The sequence below is a fragment of the Sporosarcina sp. UB5 genome (assembly GCF_050859005.1).
Classification (GTDB): Bacteria; Bacillota; Bacilli; order Bacillales_A; family Planococcaceae; genus Sporosarcina.
Map to the genome: position 1 here is coordinate 1994351 of NZ_CP125984.1, position 16732 is coordinate 2011082.

Sequence of the window (16732 nt, forward strand, 5' to 3'; positions counted from 1 at the left end):
GGAGGATTTTCATTGACCTATACATTAGAAGGCGTAACAATCCGCCCAATAAAAGAAGAAGATTTGCATTATATGTGGGAGATGACGTTCAAACAGGAAAATCCTGAATGGAAGAAATGGGACGCCCCGTATTTCCCACATAAGACGATGACGTATGAGGCGTTTCTCGAACGAAAAGACAAAATCGTCGCGCAGGATGACTACTGGGGAATCGAAGTGGACGGCGAACTTATCGGCATGGTGAGCTACTATTGGGAACACGAGCCGTCCCGCTGGCTTGAAATGGGCATCCTCATCTACGAGCCGGAGTACTGGAGTGGTGGCTACGGAACGAAGGCACTCACGATGTGGATTGATCATTTATTCAACAAAATGCCACTCGTCCGCGTCGGCCTCACGACTTGGTCCGGCAACGAGCGCATGATCCGCGTCGCCGAAAAGCTCGGCATGACAATGGAAGCGCGCATCCGCAAAGTCCGATACTGGAACGGCGTCTACTACGACTCGATCCGGATGGGGATGTTGCGCGAGGAATGGGAAGCGCATAAGGTAATATGAGAAAGAGAGGGGGAGCCCCTCTCTTTTTTTTGTTGCGGTCAGCATTGATTGTGTTACGCCCGCCATTGCTCGCATCTCTCCTAGTCACTCATTTTACAGTTCATATGTTCATAGACTACAATGAAGTGAGTAATCACTCACTATCAAAAAAGAGGTGACGATAAATGAGCGAACGTAAAGTATGCGTCTCCATCCGCAATGTTTCAAAAAGCTTCGGCAAGCACCAAGTTCTAAAAGATATTAACCTCGACATTTCCGAAGGGGAGATTTTCGGGTTGCTCGGACCGTCAGGAGCAGGGAAGACAACGTTGGTGAAGCAATTGGCGGGACTCGACGAGCCGACAGAAGGAGAAAATTATTTATTTGACGAGAAGATGCCTTCCTTGAAGCTCATCAAACGAATCGGATATATGGCGCAATCGGACGCATTATACGAGGAATTATCGGCGAAGGAAAATCTCCAGTTTTTCTCTGAACTGTACGGCTTAAAAGGACAAAAACAAGCAGAGCGCATCAATGAAGTGATGGAGCTCGTACAACTTTCTGGCGACGTCACAAAACTCGTGTCAAATTATTCAGGAGGAATGAAAAGACGCCTTTCTCTCGCAATCGCACTCCTCCACGAACCGGAACTGCTCATTCTTGACGAGCCGACCGTCGGAATCGACCCGGTCCTCCGAAAAAGTATTTGGAATGCCTTCACGGATTTGAAGGCGCAAGGGAAGACGCTCATCGTCACGACCCACGTCATGGATGAAGCCGATAAATGCGATCGGCTTGGACTGATTCGTGACGGAAAACTCATTGCGGTCGGCACGCCAGCCGAATTAAAAGAACAGACAGCTTCGACAACAATCGAGGAAGCATTCCTCGTCTTCGGAGGTGTGGAGCGATGAGAGTGATGGCAATGGTGAAACGGATTCTCCGTCAACTCGTCAGGGACAAACGGACGATTGGACTGCTCATTTTCGCGCCAATCCTCGTGCTAACAATGCTCTATTTCGTCTTTAACGGGGACGCTTACGCCCCGAAGATTGGATTGGTCGATGTGCCGGAAATGCTCGCTGACCAAATCGATACAGAAGGAGCGCAAGTGACGACCTTCGACTCAGAAGCGGAAGTGAAGATAAAACTTGTCGCGCGGGAGCTCGATGGCTATTTGAAATTCGAAGGCAACTCCCTGTCAATTGTCCTTGAAGGAAGCGATCCGAGCGTTACAGGCGCTACAATGAAGTGGCTGCAAACCGCCTTGCCGAAACAACCGCAAGCAGAAAACGCTCCGGAACTAACAATTGACTACTTGCACGGTTCAAGCGAAATGGGGCAATTCGATTATTTCGGTCCAGTCCTGCTCGGATTTTTCGTATTCTTTTTCGTCTTCCTCATCGCGGGCGTTTCATTCCTGCGCGAGCGGACGACAGGCACGCTTGAACGGTTACTCGCAAGCCCTTTACGCAAATGGGAAATCGTCGCAGGCTATGTCCTCGGCTTTGGACTTTTCACAACAATCCAGTCTACAATTATTACGGCGTACGCCATTTATGTGCTAGGCATGGTTATGGAAGGGGCCTTCATTTACGTGCTCCTCATTATCCTTATTCTTGCGTTGACCGCATTGACGCTCGGCATCCTGCTCTCGTCATTCGCACATAACGAACTTCAAATGATGCAATTCATCCCGCTCGTCGTCGTGCCACAAATCTTCTTTTCCGGCTTGTTCAACTTAGAGACAATCGCCGAATGGCTTAGCTGGATTAGCTACTTGACCCCGCTCTATTACGCGGCCGAAGCTTTGCGTGACGTTATGGTAAGAGGCGCCGGATTTAGTGACATTATGATAAATGTACTCATTCTTGGAGCATTTTGCCTGATGTTCATTGCAATAAACATCGCCGTGCTGCGAAAATATCGCAAAATATAAGGAGGGCGTCATGACAAACGAAAACAATTTGCTCAACGAAATGCTACAGGAAAACGACAACCTCACAGAGAAACAGAAGCAAATTCTCATCGCAGCTACAGAAATATTCGCGGAAAAAGGATTCGCCGCCACATCGACAAATGAAATCGCAAAAAAAGCGGGCGTCGCAGAAGGTACGATCTTCCGTCATTACAAAACGAAAAAGGATTTACTCCTTTCCATCGTTACACCGATGATGGTCAAAATGATCGGCCCAATTATTATTAAAGACTTGAACAAAGTGCTCGACAAAGAGTTCGAGCACTTTGAAGACTTTGTACGCGCGATGATTAAAAACCGCCAAGATTTCCTCGAGAAAAACTTGAAAGTCATCCGTATTTTTCTCCAGGAAATTCCGTTCCACAACGAACTGCGCGAGCAATTCATCGAACACGTCGGAAAAAAGGTACTCAGCCGCCTCGTCCAAATTATCGAGCACTACCAATCGAAAGGCCAAATTATCCAACTCCCTCCACCGACAGTCATCCGCCTCGCCGCCTCGACAATTATGGGCTACTTCGCCACGAAATACGTCATCGGCGTGAAGTGGAACGACGAGGAGGAAATCAATCAAATGATCCACTTCCTCAAAAAAGGCCTCGCCCCCGAGGAATAACCAAAAAAGAAGGTCCCGCACCTTCTTTTTTTGATGGAATCAAATAGGTTCACGCATAAATCCCTGCAGAAGCGCATAAATCCAGAAAACGGCGCATAAATCCTCCGAATCACGCATAACCGCCCGCAACGGCGCATAAATCACTCCAGAAACGCATAAAGCTCCAAATCCACGCATAACCCTTTCCAAATCCGCATAACGCCAGTTCCAATGCATTTCTCTGTAACAAACAACACCTCCCTTATCAACAACAATTTAACCAAAAGCGATAATTAATTATTGATAAACGATAAATATCAGTGTATTATTAAACCATATTAACAAGTGAGGTGCTTTTTATGAAACGAGGATCAACATTATTTTTACGGATGGCAGTCTTTCTAATCGGAACTCCCGTACTTGCATTAGGTATATACGGACTCTATGACTTATGGAATAATCCAGCCAACCCGGATTATGCGCATATCCTTTATCCAATCGTAATTGGTATGTACCTATCCGTCATTCCGTTTTTCATCGCATTGTTCCAGGCATTCAAGCTTCTAAACTATATTGACAAGAACATGGCCTTCTCTGAACTATCGATTACAGCTCTACAGAAGATTAAATTCTGTGCAATGACAATTAGCGGTTTCTATGTCATCATTTTACCGTTTGTAGCAATGCTAGCGGAGCTGGACGATGCACCAGGTCTCATCATTATGGGCATGGTTCCTGTTTTTGCTTCGTTAGTAATCGCGGTCTTTGCTGCTGTTCTCCAAAGACTGTTAACAGAAGCGATTATGATAAAATCAGAAAATGATTTGACGGTCTGAGGTGAAAACAATGGCGATTATAATAAATATTGACGTAATGCTGGCCAAAAGGAAAATGAGCGTAACAGAACTTTCGGAACGGGTAGGAATTACGATGGCGAACCTTTCGATATTGAAAAATGGCAAGGCAAGAGCCATCCGATTTTCAACGTTAGAGGCAATTTGCAAAGCGTTGGACTGTCAGCCTGGCGATATTTTAGAATACCGAAGCGATGAAGACATAGAAGAATAAATAAATGTAGGAGGCAAAAATGATGAGGGCACATCAATTATGCCTCCTATGATTTTGCAGAAACGCATAAACTCCCGGAATCACGCATAAATCCGTAAACTCACGCATAAATCTATAAATCCACGCATAAATCCGTAAATTCACGCATAACCGTCACCAACCGCGCATAAACTCCCACAATCACGCATAATACAAGAAAATATTTCCATCTTCCATTCACAATCATCCCCAACAATGCTACAATTAATGAAAATCATACCAACCCATTGGCGGACCATATCCAACGCTAGACATCCGCCGCGGAAAAGATCCCTAGGGGGTACGAAACATGCCAGTATACAACGTAATGGAAGAAGTCGTTCAAGGCGTACTGCAACAATACGAAAAAGAACTTCATCTAAACTGCAACTGCAAAAGATGCAAAGATGACATTATGGCGATCGCACTCAACGAAATCAAACCGCGCTATATAGTCAACAGCGACTTGAGCCCATACATTAGAGCGACCCACGTCGCCGACCACCAAGGTGCCACAAATATCCTCTCCACCGTCGTCAAAGCAGCACGCATCGTCTCCGCGAACCCACGCTGTGAAAACGCAAAAAAAGAGTAGGCCGGGATAACCCATGCGCCTACTCACTTCGAAAACAACGACATCACACTATGAATATTTTGATTCACTTGCTTCACAAGCAAATGATCCCCTTGCTGCCGGATATCCAAGTTGACGAAATTCATCATTTCCTTCGCCATATCTGTATCCTCAAGCAACGAAAGCGACTTCGTTAAATTATTCTCGAACGTCAAAGCATTCGTCAAATGATGCTCGACCGCTTCCATATTCGAACCGATCCGCGTCAAATGACTGGAAACCGTCGAAATTGCATTATCGATTTTCGTAATCAACGCTTCAGCAAGATCCCGCAACTCAAGCGTTGCCCCGTCAAGACCGAGCGCCTTCGAACTAACATCGACAAGCGTAATTTGCATTTGCTGCCCGGGATTCGCCCCAACTTGCAACGTCAACGAACCGGCCTCGCCCAAAATCTTCTTCGTATTGAACTCGAGCTTCGTCGCGGTATCATCGACTGCCTCAAGCAACTGATCAAGCTCCACTTGGCTCGCCGCACGATCATTCACCGTCAACGTATCATTCGAACTCATCACCGCAAGCTCACGCGCCCGCTGCAATAAGCCATTCACATTATTCAGCCCTTCATTCGAAGCCTCAAGCAAAGATAGTCCATCTTGCATATTGCTCTGCGCCCGAGATATCCCCCGGATCTGCGCACGCATCGTCTCCGAAATCGACAAACCCGAAGCATTATCACTGCCTTTCGCAATCTTCACGCCAGAGCCGAGCTTCACTAAACTCTTCTCGATTTGCCCCGCATTCCGCATCGACCGATTCGCCGAAACCGCAATCTGTTCCGAACTCAAAACACGCATTCCATCACCCCAATTCCGACATCATCAACTTCTCCCTCTATATATCGACCAAAAACAATTGAAATGAACAGAAAAAAGCCGATACAAAAGAAAAAGCGACAGGAGGCACCAACAATGACAACCGTAGACATCGAAAAAGCCATTCAAATTTACAAAGAAGCAAGCGCCTCCACATTATCGATGATGGAATACGTCCTCCTCCTGCTCACCGAACTCCAGAAAAACATCGAGCAATGCAAGCAAGCAATCGAAGTAGGCGACACCGACGAGAGGACCCGCACACTGAAAAAAGCACAAGACTTCCTATTTGAACTCATGACAACGACCGACCACGAAGCAGACCGAAGCGACCGGCTCACGGCCATCTACATCCACATGAACCAATGCCTCGTCCAAACGCAACTAACGAAAACGGACGACTTGCTCGACCATGTTGAGGAAATGATTGTTCAGTTAATCGCGTCATGGCAAGTCGCCAAACAAGTAACGCGCCGCATAAATTTCACGACAGACCGCTTGTGAATGAGAACTCTTTCTGTATTAATGAGAACTCCCTGATAGAGAACGAGAACTCTTTCCGCATTAACGAGAACTCCCCGGGAATTAACGAGAACTTACCGTCCTCCGCGTGCATTCATTTCCCTTTAAACTCTGGTTTCCGCTTCTCCGCAAACGCCGCAAGTGCCTCCAACCGATCCTCCGTCGGAATCGTCAACTCATACGCCTTCCGTTCAATCGCGAGCCCTGTCTGTAAATCAGCGTTCATCCCGTGCTTAATTGCAAACTTCGCTTGTTGCAGTGCAATCGGCCCGTTCGCGAGTATCTCCTCGACGAAGCGGTCCACCGTTTCGTGCAAAGCATTCGCGGGAGCGACGCCTGTTAATATGCCGTATGAATATGCATCATCCGCCTTCAATCGTCTCGCTGTCAAAATGAGCTCCATCGCCTTTGCCTCACCAATTAGCCTCGGCAGTCGCTGCGTCCCTCCTGCTCCCGGGATAATCGCAAGACCCGTTTCTGTCAGCCCCATAACCGCCGAATCCGCCGCAAACCTGAAGTCACAAGCTAGCGCAAGTTCCATCCCACCGCCAAACGCGTAGCCATTCAACATTGCAATCGTCGGCTGCGGCAAATTTTCCACCAACGTGAACACTTCGCCGATCTTATAGACATTCCGCTTCACTTGCGAATCGGTCAACGTCCGGCGTTCCTTCAAATCAGCCCCCACGCTAAATGCACGATCACCAGCACCCGTAAAGATGACGACCCGAATATCGGGATTAATGCGAATTGACTCAATTACTTGGCCGAGTTCCGACAGCATTTCATAATTGAAAGCATTCATCGCTTCAGGACGGTTAAGTGACACCCGAGCGATATGCCCCTCTTGTTCAAACAATAGTGTTTCCATTATGAATTCCCCCATTTGATGAGACTTTCTTCCAACATATCATGTTTCATCCCCTATATCTATTAAAATAGTTTGAAAATTTATAGTAAAAGAGAACCAGTTTTGGTATACTATTTTCATTGAGAGGTGAGATTATGGAGTTGCATATTTTTGTTGGCAGGCAGCCGATCTTAGACAGTGAAGGGCGTATTTTCGGCTACGAACTACTTTATCGCAATAGTGAACGAAACAGCTTCCCTGACATTGATCCTGAACGGGCAACCATCCAACTACTCGTCAATACGTTCCTGTCAATTGGTGTCGACCAAATTTCAGGAAAATCAAAGTCATTCATCAATTTTTCCGGTGAACTGCTCGTAAAAGACATTTTCTCAAACTTGAAGCCGGAATGCGTCGTCATCGAAATTTTAGAAGACGTCGAAATTACCCCAACACTGATTTCGAGGTTGAAGGAAATTAAGCGTGAAGGGTTTCAGCTTGCGCTTGACGACTTCATCATTCAAGACCAATATGCCTTACATACCGAACTATTCGAGCTAATCGATTATGTGAAAGTAGATTTCCTCGCCGTCGACGATAAAGGGAGACGGGATATCGAAAGGTTAATAAAAAAATATCCGCATATTAAAATGCTTGCAGAAAAGATTGAAACCGAAGAGCAGTTCCAAATTGCGAAAAAGAGTGGATATGACTTGTTCCAAGGGTATTTCTTTGCAAAGCCAGAGATCATTAAAGGCGTGGAAATCCCTGCAAATCTAAATTTACATATGCAAATTATTAACGAGCTCAATGATAGCAACCCTGACATCGATGAAATCGCAAAACTCATACTCCATGACATCTCACTCACATACAAACTACTGAGATTCATAAATACGATGAACTTCAGCGTCCCGAAAAGTATCGGCTCCGTCAAACAGGCAATTGTTTTAATCGGCTTGCGCGAACTGCGGAAATGGATGCGAATTTTAATGCTCCACGATTTAAGCGACCATTCATCGAGCGGCCGCATTAAAGCACTCGTCTCGTACTCAATGTCGCGCGCGAAAATGTGCGAACTCGTTGCAGTCCGAACAGGGTATCCGAGCGGTGACGAGCATTTTTTCGTCGGCTTATTTTCGTTACTCGACGTCATCATGCAACGCAGCTGGGAAGATATTTTGCCGACGTTCCCGTTTTCTGAGGAAGTGGCGGAAACATTGCAAGGGAAAAATACGAGCATGACGCCGTATCTAGACCTAGCAATTGCGACGGAACGGTTTGATATGAAGAAAATTATTGAAATCGGTAAAGCACTCGGCTTGACGAAAAAGGAAATTGTCGCGTACTCGAACGAAGCGAACCAGTGGGCGCACAAGCTCCAAAGTTGAACGGAGAAGGGCTTTTCTTTTCACCTGCAATTCTAGTAGAATATGATGCAGGAGTTGATAGTTATGAAAACAGCAATTGTAACAGATAGCACGGCTTATTTGCCGTCAAATATAATGGAAAAACTCGACATTCACGTCATCCCGTTGACGGTGACGATCGACGGACAAGCATATGAAGAGGAAATCGATTTAACGTCTTCGGACTTTTACGATAAAGTGCGCGGGGAAGGCCCATTGCCGAAAACATCCCAGCCGCCCGTCGGAAAATTCGTCGAGCTATTTGAATCGTTAAAAGTAGATCATGATGCGATCATTTCCATTCATCTATCAAGCGGTATAAGCGGTACATACGCTGGCGCCGTACAAGCAGGCGAAATGACGGAAGGTGTCGATGTCCACACGTTCGACTCGGAGCTGTCGTGTTATATGCAAGGATTTTACGTCATCCGAGCCGCAGAAATGGCAAAAGCCGGAGCGACACCTGACGAAATTATGGCAGAGCTCGCGGAAATGAAAAAGACGATGCGCGCCTATTTCATGGTGGACGATCTTGCGCATTTACAACGTGGCGGCAGACTATCAGGCGCACAAGCATTGATCGGCGGCTTGCTACAAGTAAAACCGATTCTTCACTTCGAAGACAAAGTAATTGTCCCATTCGAAAAGATACGTACACGCAAAAAAGCAATGAAACGAATCGCGGACTTGCTTGCGGAAGATGCAGATAAAATGCCACTAGAAGCCGCGATCATCCACGCCAACCAGCCCGAAGAAGCGGAAAGCTGGAAAAACGAACTTGCAGAACGCATGCCAAACGTCCATTTCACAATTAGCCACTTCGGCCCCGTCATCGGCACACATCTAGGTGAGGGCTCGATGGGACTTGGGTGGGTCAAAAGAAAAACTTTCAAGAACTAACAAAACAGGGGGTGTGCACATGTCAAAACCATTCAATCCAGCAGTCCGGGATTTCCTGGACGGCCGCATTTGGTTGCGCATGCACACCCCTTTTCCACGTGAAGAAATCGACAAGCATATAGACGCAAACTACATTCAAACAATTACAGGCATCGAAACAAACCCATCCATCTTTAATCAAAAACGTCACTTCTGCAACCGATGCGAAAACAAAGACCAAACCCGCTTCACGACTTTCAACTGCGCAAAATGCGAAGGCCCATGCACATATTGCCGCCAATGTCTCAAAATGGGGCGCGTTTCGTCATGCACAGAACTCATCATTTGGAGCGGCGAAAAACTTACATATCCGACAAACCACACAATTGCTTGGCAAGGTACACTGACGCCGCATCAGCAAAAAGCATCCGATGAACTGACCTTAAGCCAAAACAAACGCGTGCCCCATTTGATCTACGCCGTATGCGGATCGGGGAAGACAGAAATTCTGTTCCAACCAATTCATAAGCTGCTTACTGAAGGAAAACGCGTATGCATCGCCGCACCACGCGTCGACGTCATTCTCGAACTTGAACCGCGCCTCCGCGCAGCATTCCCGCAAACGAAAATCGAAGCATTATACGGCGGCGCCAAACCGACAATGGAAGCATCTCAGCTCGTCCTCGCGACGACCCACCAGCTATACAGATTCCGGCACGCATTCGACGCTGTTTTCGTCGACGAAGCAGACGCCTTCCCATACAAGGCAGATGCGACATTGCAAAAGGCCGTCAAAAAAGCAGTCAAACCGGGCTTCCCCGTCCATTACGTCACAGCGACACCTTCAGACAAACTCCTCTTAGAAACGAAACGGACGGGCTACGTTTCGATCATCAACCGCCGCTACCACGGCCACCCACTACCAGTCCCGACGTTCATTCCACTATGGAACTACGAAAAGCAAATCCGAAAAGGGAAGCTACCGCGCAAACTAATCGATTGGACGGAACGATGCCTTGCTAACAATCAACCGTTTCTCATCTTTTTTCACCATATCGGCCTAATGGAGGAAGCGGAGCCTTTATTTCAACTCATCGACCCACGCATCCGCTCCGTCCATGCAGCACACCCAGACCGGAAAGAACACGTCCAAGCGCTGCGCAATAAAGAACTGCCGGGCTTACTGACGACAACAATATTAGAACGTGGCATTACAATTCCGAACGTCCAAGTGGCGGTCGTCGGAGCTGAACAACAACTATTCGACAAAGGTGCTCTCATCCAAATCGGCGGTCGTGTCGGGCGTTCCGCAGACTATCCGACCGGCGATTTCATCCTGTTCCATAATGGCATTACATACGCGATGGATGAAGCGAAAACCGAAATTACTAAATTGAATAAAGGAGGCGTCCACATATGAACTGCCTCCTTTGCGATCAGAAACTCGCCGCAACGCCGAGTTGGCAATCTCTACTTGCCATCGAAAAGTCATCATTAATTTGCGAAGAGTGTTCAAAACGTTTCGAACGTGCCGACATAAAAGAAGAAGGCGATCCAATCGATCAAGTCACTTCCATCTACACATACAACGAACCGATGCGCGACTATCTCCACCAATACAAATTCCTACAAGACGTCGCGCTCGCAGGCGTCTTCGCGAATGAACTGCGCAGCGAACTCGCCAAAAAAGACGCCATCATCGTCCCAATTCCGATGCATCCGCAGAAAAAGATCGAGCGGACTTTCGCACATGTTGAGGAACTGTTGCGAGCAGCACGCATTCCATTCGAAGACCTGCTCATTAAGACGAACACCGAAGTGATGGGGGAGAAGACGAGGGAAGAGCGGCTTGCGATGCGACCTTTATTCGCAATTAAACCCGGAAGTGACATTCGAAACACGACATACATACTCGTCGATGACATTTACACAACAGGCACAACACTCCGTCACGCCGCAACCGTTCTAAAAGCAGCGGGCGCAAGACGAGTGGAAGCGGTCACGCTCATTCGTGCCGAACGATAGGAGGAGCTCATCTTGGCAGAACTACGAAATTGCCCGACATGCGGGGATTTTTTCAACTACACAGGTATCCGCGACGTGTGCGTCAAATGCGCACGCAACGAAGAAGAAATGTACGAGGAAGTATACCGCTTCTTAAGAAGACGCGAAAACCGCGCCGCAACAATTGAGCGAATCGTCGAAGTGACAGGCGTTACGGAAACGTTGCTCCATAAATGGGTACGAAGAGGCCGCTTACAGCCGGCACTATTCCCGAACCTCGGCTACCCATGTGACAACTGCGGAAAGCTAACGACGGAAGGCAAACTTTGCGCTAGCTGCACAGAGGAACTTAAAAGTGGCCTTCGCCAATTCGAAGCTGCACAAGAATTTAGGGAAGCGATCAAGAGAAACGAAACCGGCACGTATTTGGCGGACCGAAAAAAATAGTAACGACGTTCAAAAGCGCATAAATTTAAAAAAGCACGCATAATCGTAATAAGAAACGCATAAATAGCTAGAGAAGCGCATAAAGCGGCCGAAATATGCATAAAAGCCAAAAACCGACCTTTACTAGTCGGTTTTTTATCTTTTTAAACGGGAACAATAGATAGGAATTCCCAAAAGAAATTAACACATTTCCGGTTTTCGTCCAAAAGCCCCTAAACGTTGTCACAAATCTGCCGAAATAAACAATAAGAGTAAAACGAAAGGAGCGAGAGCAATGAAAATTAATCGAATAAACATTCCAGCCGTCAACCCATACCGCACAAACCAACTAAAAGCTGAGCACGCAAAGGAACAAGCGCAAATCAAAACAGATAAACTTGAAATCTCTTCCGAAGCAAAACAGCTTTCCGAAACGTCACCAATTACGGCAAAACGCAACGAACGTGTGCAACAACTGAAAGCACAAATTGAATCAGGGAACTACAAAATCGAGCCTGAAAAACTCGCTGCCAACCTGATTAAGTACTACAAGAAATAACAATAGAGAAAGCAGGGGCCACAATGTCAATCGAAACAATCATTTCAATACTCGACAACCTAGAAAAATTGCATAAAAGCCTACTGCGCATCGCAAATGAAAAAACGACACTCATTAAAAACGGCGACATTAACGGCATCGACCAGCTCATGAAAGACGAGCAGGCTCACCTTGCCGCCATCGTCCAAATGGACAACGAAAGGCAAAAAGCGGTCATCGCCTACTTAAAGGGACAAGGACGTCCCGTACCGATGAACCCGACAATCTCTAACTTGATCGAAGCAACAGCCGAACCGGAGAAGAACGAACTTGTGGAGGCGAAGGACCGTCTCCTGCATGCGATTCATGAATTGAAATGGCAAAACGATTTGAACCAAAAACTGACATACCAATCTCTTCAATTCGTGAATCTATCGCTGGACATGATCCGCCCGCGCCCGGACTCGGCAACCTACTCAAAAACTGAAATTACCGGCAGAAAAGAGACGAAGGACATACCGAACTTCGACTCACAAGCCTAAGGAGGTACACTCACCATGCGCTCCACATTCATGGGACTCGAAACAAACAAACGCGGCTTGTTCACACAACAATCCGGCTTATATACAACCGGTCACAACATTAGCAACGCCAACACACCCGGCTACTCCCGCCAACGCGTTAACATGCAAGCGACAGCTGGCTTCCCGGGCGTCGGCCTCAATACGCCGACAATGCCGGGCTTCCTCGGAACAGGAGTTGAAGCAGGCTCTATCCAAAGAATTCGTGACTCGTTCGTCGACCACCAGTTTAGGCAGGAGTCGAATAAGCTTGGGTATTGGGAATCAAGATCGAAAGCGATTAGTCAGATGGAAGACGTGTTGAATGAACCATCCGAATATGGTTTACAAAGATCATTGAGTCAGTTTTGGCAGTCATTGCAGGATCTATCCGTCAATCCTGAAAATGGTGGGGCTCGCGCAGTTGTCGTTGAACGAGGAATTGCAGTCGCAGACTCATTCAAATACATGCACAAATCGCTCGAAGAGATTCAAACGAACTTGGGAACAGAAATCGGTGTCAGTGTCGGAGAAGTGAATTCAATATTACAACAGATCGGCGACTTGAACCGTCAAATTCAAGAAATCGAACCGAACGGATATATGCCGAATGACTTGTACGACGCTCGTGATGTACTTATCGATCAATTGGCGGAGTTCCTACCAATCGAAATAAGCTATGTGAAATCAGGTGGTCGTGCGCTCCCGATTGCGGAGGGCTCGGTCACGATTAAGGTGAAAGCGGAGGATGGAACTCTCTTAACCGTTGTTTCAGGAAAAGACTACTCGCAAATGTCTGCGAATAACGCTAATACTGAAGGTAAGCCGGTAGATCCTAACACATTTTTATCTTTCGCCTTTTCTACTGTCGGAAATGCGACGGGTGGGCCGTTAACATTAGACAATATGCGGGATACAGGAAAAATGAAGTCACTCGTTAACGCTTATGGTTATGATGACGGCGGGACTGTCAAAGGCCTATATCCTGAGATGCTAGCTAAATTGAATAAAATGGCTGAGGTTTTTATTACAGAATTTAACACAATCCATACCGGCGGTCACCCATTACCAAATGAAGCAAGTGTTCCAAATTTCTTTGTTGGGGGTTCCGCCTCAACAATAGAAGTAAACCAAAATATCATTAATAATCCCGGAAGCATAGCCGCTTCCGATGCAGCGAATGAAGAGGGGAATGGTCAACTTGCCAAGCAACTTGCTGATATCCAGTTCACTGCCTTTAACGGACCTGACGAGTTGAACGGCTCAACGATTCAAACGTATTTTCAAGGCGTTATCGGCCAACTTGGCGTTGACGGTCAACAAGCGGAAAGAATCCGATTTAACACCGAAACGTTAAAAGCGTCCGTCGAACACCGTCGCGCATCCATCAGCTCCGTCTCGCTTGATGAAGAAATGACAGATATGATCAAATTCCAACAGGCTTACAACGCTTCCGCAAGAATGATAACCGTTATCGACGAAACACTTGAAAAAATCATCAACGGAATGGGCGTCGTAGGCAGGTAAACAGGAGGTTTCCAGTAAATGCGTGTAACACAATCGATGCTTTCCAATAATATGCTCCGGAACCTTTCGGGCAGCTATAATAAAATGGGTAAATTGCAAGACCAATTGACAACAGGTAAAAAAGTGAACCGACCATCCGACGATCCGGTCGTCGCCATCAAAGGGATGGGCTATCGGATGCAAGTCGATAAGGTCGAACAATACAAAAGGAATCTTGGAGAAGTGCATAATCTCCTTGACAGTACAGACGACGCGCTCGATAAAGTTGGACAAGTAATCATTCGTATTCAGGAGCTGACAGTTGATGCAGCGAATGATACGAAAACACAAGATGATCGGAATAAAATTCTTCAAGAAATTAAACAGCTCCGAGAGCATGTTCAAGACCTTGCCAATTCGAAGGTCGGAGATAAATATATCTTTTCCGGAACAAATACGTTAACTCCTTTGTACAATAAAGCGACTAACCAATTCTCCATTGCAACTGGCGTATCCAATGCAATTAGTATAGAAGTGTTTGACGGTGTTTCGCTTGATGTAACGATTGATGGCAAGGAGCTATTCGAAAAGGTAGACACATTGTTTGCTGATTTAGAGACCGCCATTAGCACGAGCGCAAATATTGATGGTCAATTAGGCGCCATTGATGATGTTCAAAACCTCGTATTAGAAACGAGGGCTCTTATTGGAGCACGCCAAAACCGTGCAGAGCTGATGGACAACCGTTTGAACACACAAGAAGTCATCTCGAAAAAACAAATGTCCGAAAACGAAGACATTGACTACGAAAAAGTAATTACTGAAATGATCACACATGAATCCATCCACCGTGCAGCCTTATCAGTCGGAGCGCGGATCATTCAACCATCACTCGTAGACTTTTTACGGTAATGAATAACAGTAGCGTTTGGACACTCTCCAAGCGCTTTTCTAAAAGGTGAAGCCAATGAACATTCCACAACTACAAATCCAAACGACTCGAGGTATTCTTGGCCTACAAATCGACAAACCTATTCAAGAAATCGAGCAACCAAGAGCAACTCTCACCCAGGAACAGCCAGCTGCGATCCTTGAAATGTCGACGACAAGACCTCAACTTTCATTGGATACGACCGAAGTTCGTGCGGACATCGATTTGAAAAGTCCATTAAGACGTTCTGCCGAAAATGCCCAATATGGCCACCAAAGCCTAATGGAAGGTATTGCTCGTCGGGCGCAGGAAGGGCAACAACTCGTTCAAATCGAAAATGGTGGCAACGCAATCGTCGACATAGCCAAACAAAACGGAACGCGACCACAAAAACAATTAGACATCCAATTTGTCGGCGATCGAACGAAAATCCAAATGGCTTTCCAACCGGGCTCACTTACGATTAATGCAACACCTCAAAAGGCCATCAACAATGTTCAAATCAACAAACCAATCCATACCTATACACCTGGAAAGGTGACCGGTGTCATGGAACAATACCCATCCGTCCAAATTGATTGGACGGTCTAAAAGAACGGGACAGCTCGTTCTTTTTTAATTTCACAGACAGTGATACTCTCAATATAGCTAACTTTAAAGGAGCGACATACATGAACATTGAAACAAAATTCCACGGCAAAATTGACATCCAGCCCGAACAACTATGGAACTTCCCGAAAGGCATTCCCGGATTCGAAGAGGAAAAGGAATTTGCCCTTCTTCCAATTGAAGGAAACGATACGTTCCAAGTATTACAGTCTACAAACACGCCATCAGTGGCGTTCATCGTCACTAATCCATATACGTTAGTTGATGACTATTCATTCGATATCGACGAACCTACAATCGAACTGCTAGCTATCGAAAAAACAGAAGATGTATTCGTACTTGGTATTCTCACACTTAAGCAACCATTCGAAACATCAACAATCAACCTACAAGCACCGCTAATTTTCCAAATAAACATCAGGAAAGCAAAACAGATGATCCTGAACGACAGCCGGTTCAAAACCCGTCACACGATTGGTCAGGAAAAGGAGGCTAACTAATATGCTAGTCCTCTCTCGTAAAACGAATGAAACAATTAAAATTGGCAATGACATCGAAATCCGTATCCTTGAGGTGAAAGGTGACGCAATTAGAATTGGCATAGAAGCACCAAAAAGTGTAGATATTCTCCGAGGAGAACTTGTTCAATCAATTACCGAAACAAATACCGAGGCCCTTACACTAGATACAAAGCTTTTCTCACAGCTTACAAAAAAAGACTAACCCCCTTTGGATGCTTGAAACTATTCACGAAAGCTCGGGCATCCAACCCTCCCTCTAAAACTATCCTCAAAATAAACCGAAATCCCACAAAATCTTTCAGAAAACGCTAAACTCCTAACCAACTTGT

At 46.2% G+C, this 16732-nt stretch carries 22 protein-coding genes; 20 read left to right on the forward strand and 2 right to left on the reverse strand.

The window, feature by feature from the left end:
- Window positions 1-12: 12 nt before the first annotated feature.
- The 7 genes from QM454_RS10100 to QM454_RS10130 all read left to right on the forward strand — a co-directional run bounded on the left by QM454_RS10100 (window position 13) and on the right by QM454_RS10130 (window position 4794).
- Entirely contained in the window at window positions 13-558 is a 546-nt protein-coding gene (locus QM454_RS10100) for a GNAT family N-acetyltransferase (protein ID WP_432357455.1), read from the forward strand.
- 164 nt (window positions 559-722) lie between these two features.
- Window positions 723-1454, forward strand: coding sequence for an ABC transporter ATP-binding protein (locus tag QM454_RS10105; RefSeq protein ID WP_432357458.1), 732 nt, complete (start codon window positions 723-725; stop codon window positions 1452-1454).
- Entirely contained in the window at window positions 1451-2479 is a 1029-nt protein-coding gene (locus tag QM454_RS10110) for an ABC transporter permease (RefSeq protein ID WP_432357461.1), read from the forward strand. The genes QM454_RS10105 and QM454_RS10110 overlap by 4 nt, the downstream gene beginning before the upstream one ends.
- Before the next feature lie 10 nt (window positions 2480-2489).
- A complete protein-coding gene (locus QM454_RS10115) occupies window positions 2490-3134 on the forward strand; it encodes a TetR/AcrR family transcriptional regulator (RefSeq protein ID WP_432357464.1) in 645 nt (214 codons plus the stop codon).
- Window positions 3135-3472: 338 nt separating this feature from the next.
- A complete protein-coding gene (locus QM454_RS10120; RefSeq protein WP_432357466.1) occupies window positions 3473-3949 on the forward strand; it encodes a DUF2975 domain-containing protein in 477 nt (158 codons plus the stop codon).
- Between the two features lie 10 nt (window positions 3950-3959).
- Window positions 3960-4181, forward strand: a complete 222-nt coding sequence (locus QM454_RS10125) for a helix-turn-helix domain-containing protein (protein ID WP_432357468.1) — start codon at window positions 3960-3962, stop codon at window positions 4179-4181.
- Between the two features lie 328 nt (window positions 4182-4509).
- Window positions 4510-4794: a late competence development ComFB family protein gene (locus tag QM454_RS10130; RefSeq protein ID WP_432357470.1), complete on the forward strand. Its 285-nt coding sequence runs from the start codon at window positions 4510-4512 to the stop codon at window positions 4792-4794.
- A gap of 23 nt (window positions 4795-4817) precedes the next feature.
- Here QM454_RS10130 and QM454_RS10135 read toward each other — a convergent pair whose 3' ends face one another.
- On the reverse strand, window positions 4818-5630 hold the full coding sequence (locus QM454_RS10135; protein ID WP_432357473.1) for a flagellin: 813 nt from the start codon (window positions 5628-5630) through the stop codon (window positions 4818-4820).
- Between the two features lie 114 nt (window positions 5631-5744).
- On the opposite strand from QM454_RS10135, the gene fliS reads away from it, so the two are divergent.
- Window positions 5745-6152, forward strand: coding sequence for a flagellar export chaperone FliS (gene fliS / locus QM454_RS10140; RefSeq protein WP_432357476.1), 408 nt, complete (start codon window positions 5745-5747; stop codon window positions 6150-6152).
- A gap of 112 nt (window positions 6153-6264) precedes the next feature.
- Here fliS and QM454_RS10145 read toward each other — a convergent pair whose 3' ends face one another.
- On the reverse strand, window positions 6265-7041 hold the full coding sequence (locus tag QM454_RS10145) for an enoyl-CoA hydratase-related protein (protein WP_432357478.1): 777 nt from the start codon (window positions 7039-7041) through the stop codon (window positions 6265-6267).
- 134 nt (window positions 7042-7175) lie between these two features.
- Between QM454_RS10145 and QM454_RS10150 the strand changes: the two genes are divergently transcribed.
- The 12 genes from QM454_RS10150 to csrA all read left to right on the forward strand — a co-directional run bounded on the left by QM454_RS10150 (window position 7176) and on the right by csrA (window position 16605).
- The gene (locus tag QM454_RS10150; RefSeq protein WP_432357481.1) at window positions 7176-8411 is read left to right on the forward strand and encodes an EAL and HDOD domain-containing protein; all 1236 of its coding nucleotides are present in this window, start codon (window positions 7176-7178) and stop codon (window positions 8409-8411) included.
- 63 nt (window positions 8412-8474) lie between these two features.
- Window positions 8475-9329 (forward strand): DegV family protein, encoded by an 855-nt coding sequence (locus tag QM454_RS10155; protein WP_432357484.1) that lies wholly within the window; start codon window positions 8475-8477, stop codon window positions 9327-9329.
- Window positions 9330-9348: 19 nt separating this feature from the next.
- Complete coding sequence (locus tag QM454_RS10160; RefSeq protein WP_432357487.1) at window positions 9349-10728, forward strand: DEAD/DEAH box helicase; 1380 nt, start codon at window positions 9349-9351, stop codon at window positions 10726-10728.
- On the forward strand, window positions 10725-11333 hold the full coding sequence (locus QM454_RS10165; RefSeq protein ID WP_432357489.1) for a ComF family protein: 609 nt from the start codon (window positions 10725-10727) through the stop codon (window positions 11331-11333). Before QM454_RS10160 ends, QM454_RS10165 begins: the two co-directional genes overlap by 4 nt.
- A 12-nt stretch (window positions 11334-11345) precedes the next feature.
- Window positions 11346-11759 (forward strand): TIGR03826 family flagellar region protein, encoded by a 414-nt coding sequence (locus tag QM454_RS10170; RefSeq protein ID WP_432357491.1) that lies wholly within the window; start codon window positions 11346-11348, stop codon window positions 11757-11759.
- Window positions 11760-12033: 274 nt separating this feature from the next.
- Window positions 12034-12297, forward strand: coding sequence for a flagellar biosynthesis anti-sigma factor FlgM (gene flgM / locus QM454_RS10175; RefSeq protein ID WP_432357494.1), 264 nt, complete (start codon window positions 12034-12036; stop codon window positions 12295-12297).
- Between the two features lie 23 nt (window positions 12298-12320).
- Complete coding sequence (locus tag QM454_RS10180; protein ID WP_432357497.1) at window positions 12321-12818, forward strand: flagellar protein FlgN; 498 nt, start codon at window positions 12321-12323, stop codon at window positions 12816-12818.
- A gap of 15 nt (window positions 12819-12833) precedes the next feature.
- Entirely contained in the window at window positions 12834-14363 is a 1530-nt protein-coding gene (gene flgK / locus QM454_RS10185; RefSeq protein WP_432357500.1) for a flagellar hook-associated protein FlgK, read from the forward strand.
- Window positions 14364-14381: 18 nt separating this feature from the next.
- Complete coding sequence (flgL, locus tag QM454_RS10190) at window positions 14382-15254, forward strand: flagellar hook-associated protein FlgL (protein ID WP_432357502.1); 873 nt, start codon at window positions 14382-14384, stop codon at window positions 15252-15254.
- A 55-nt stretch (window positions 15255-15309) separates the two neighbouring features.
- Complete coding sequence (locus tag QM454_RS10195; RefSeq protein WP_432357505.1) at window positions 15310-15864, forward strand: DUF6470 family protein; 555 nt, start codon at window positions 15310-15312, stop codon at window positions 15862-15864.
- A gap of 80 nt (window positions 15865-15944) precedes the next feature.
- Window positions 15945-16382, forward strand: a complete 438-nt coding sequence (gene fliW / locus QM454_RS10200) for a flagellar assembly protein FliW (RefSeq protein WP_432357507.1) — start codon at window positions 15945-15947, stop codon at window positions 16380-16382.
- Window position 16383: 1 nt separating this feature from the next.
- Window positions 16384-16605 (forward strand): carbon storage regulator CsrA, encoded by a 222-nt coding sequence (gene csrA, locus QM454_RS10205; RefSeq protein WP_432357510.1) that lies wholly within the window; start codon window positions 16384-16386, stop codon window positions 16603-16605.
- The last annotated feature ends 127 nt before the right edge of the window (window positions 16606-16732 follow it).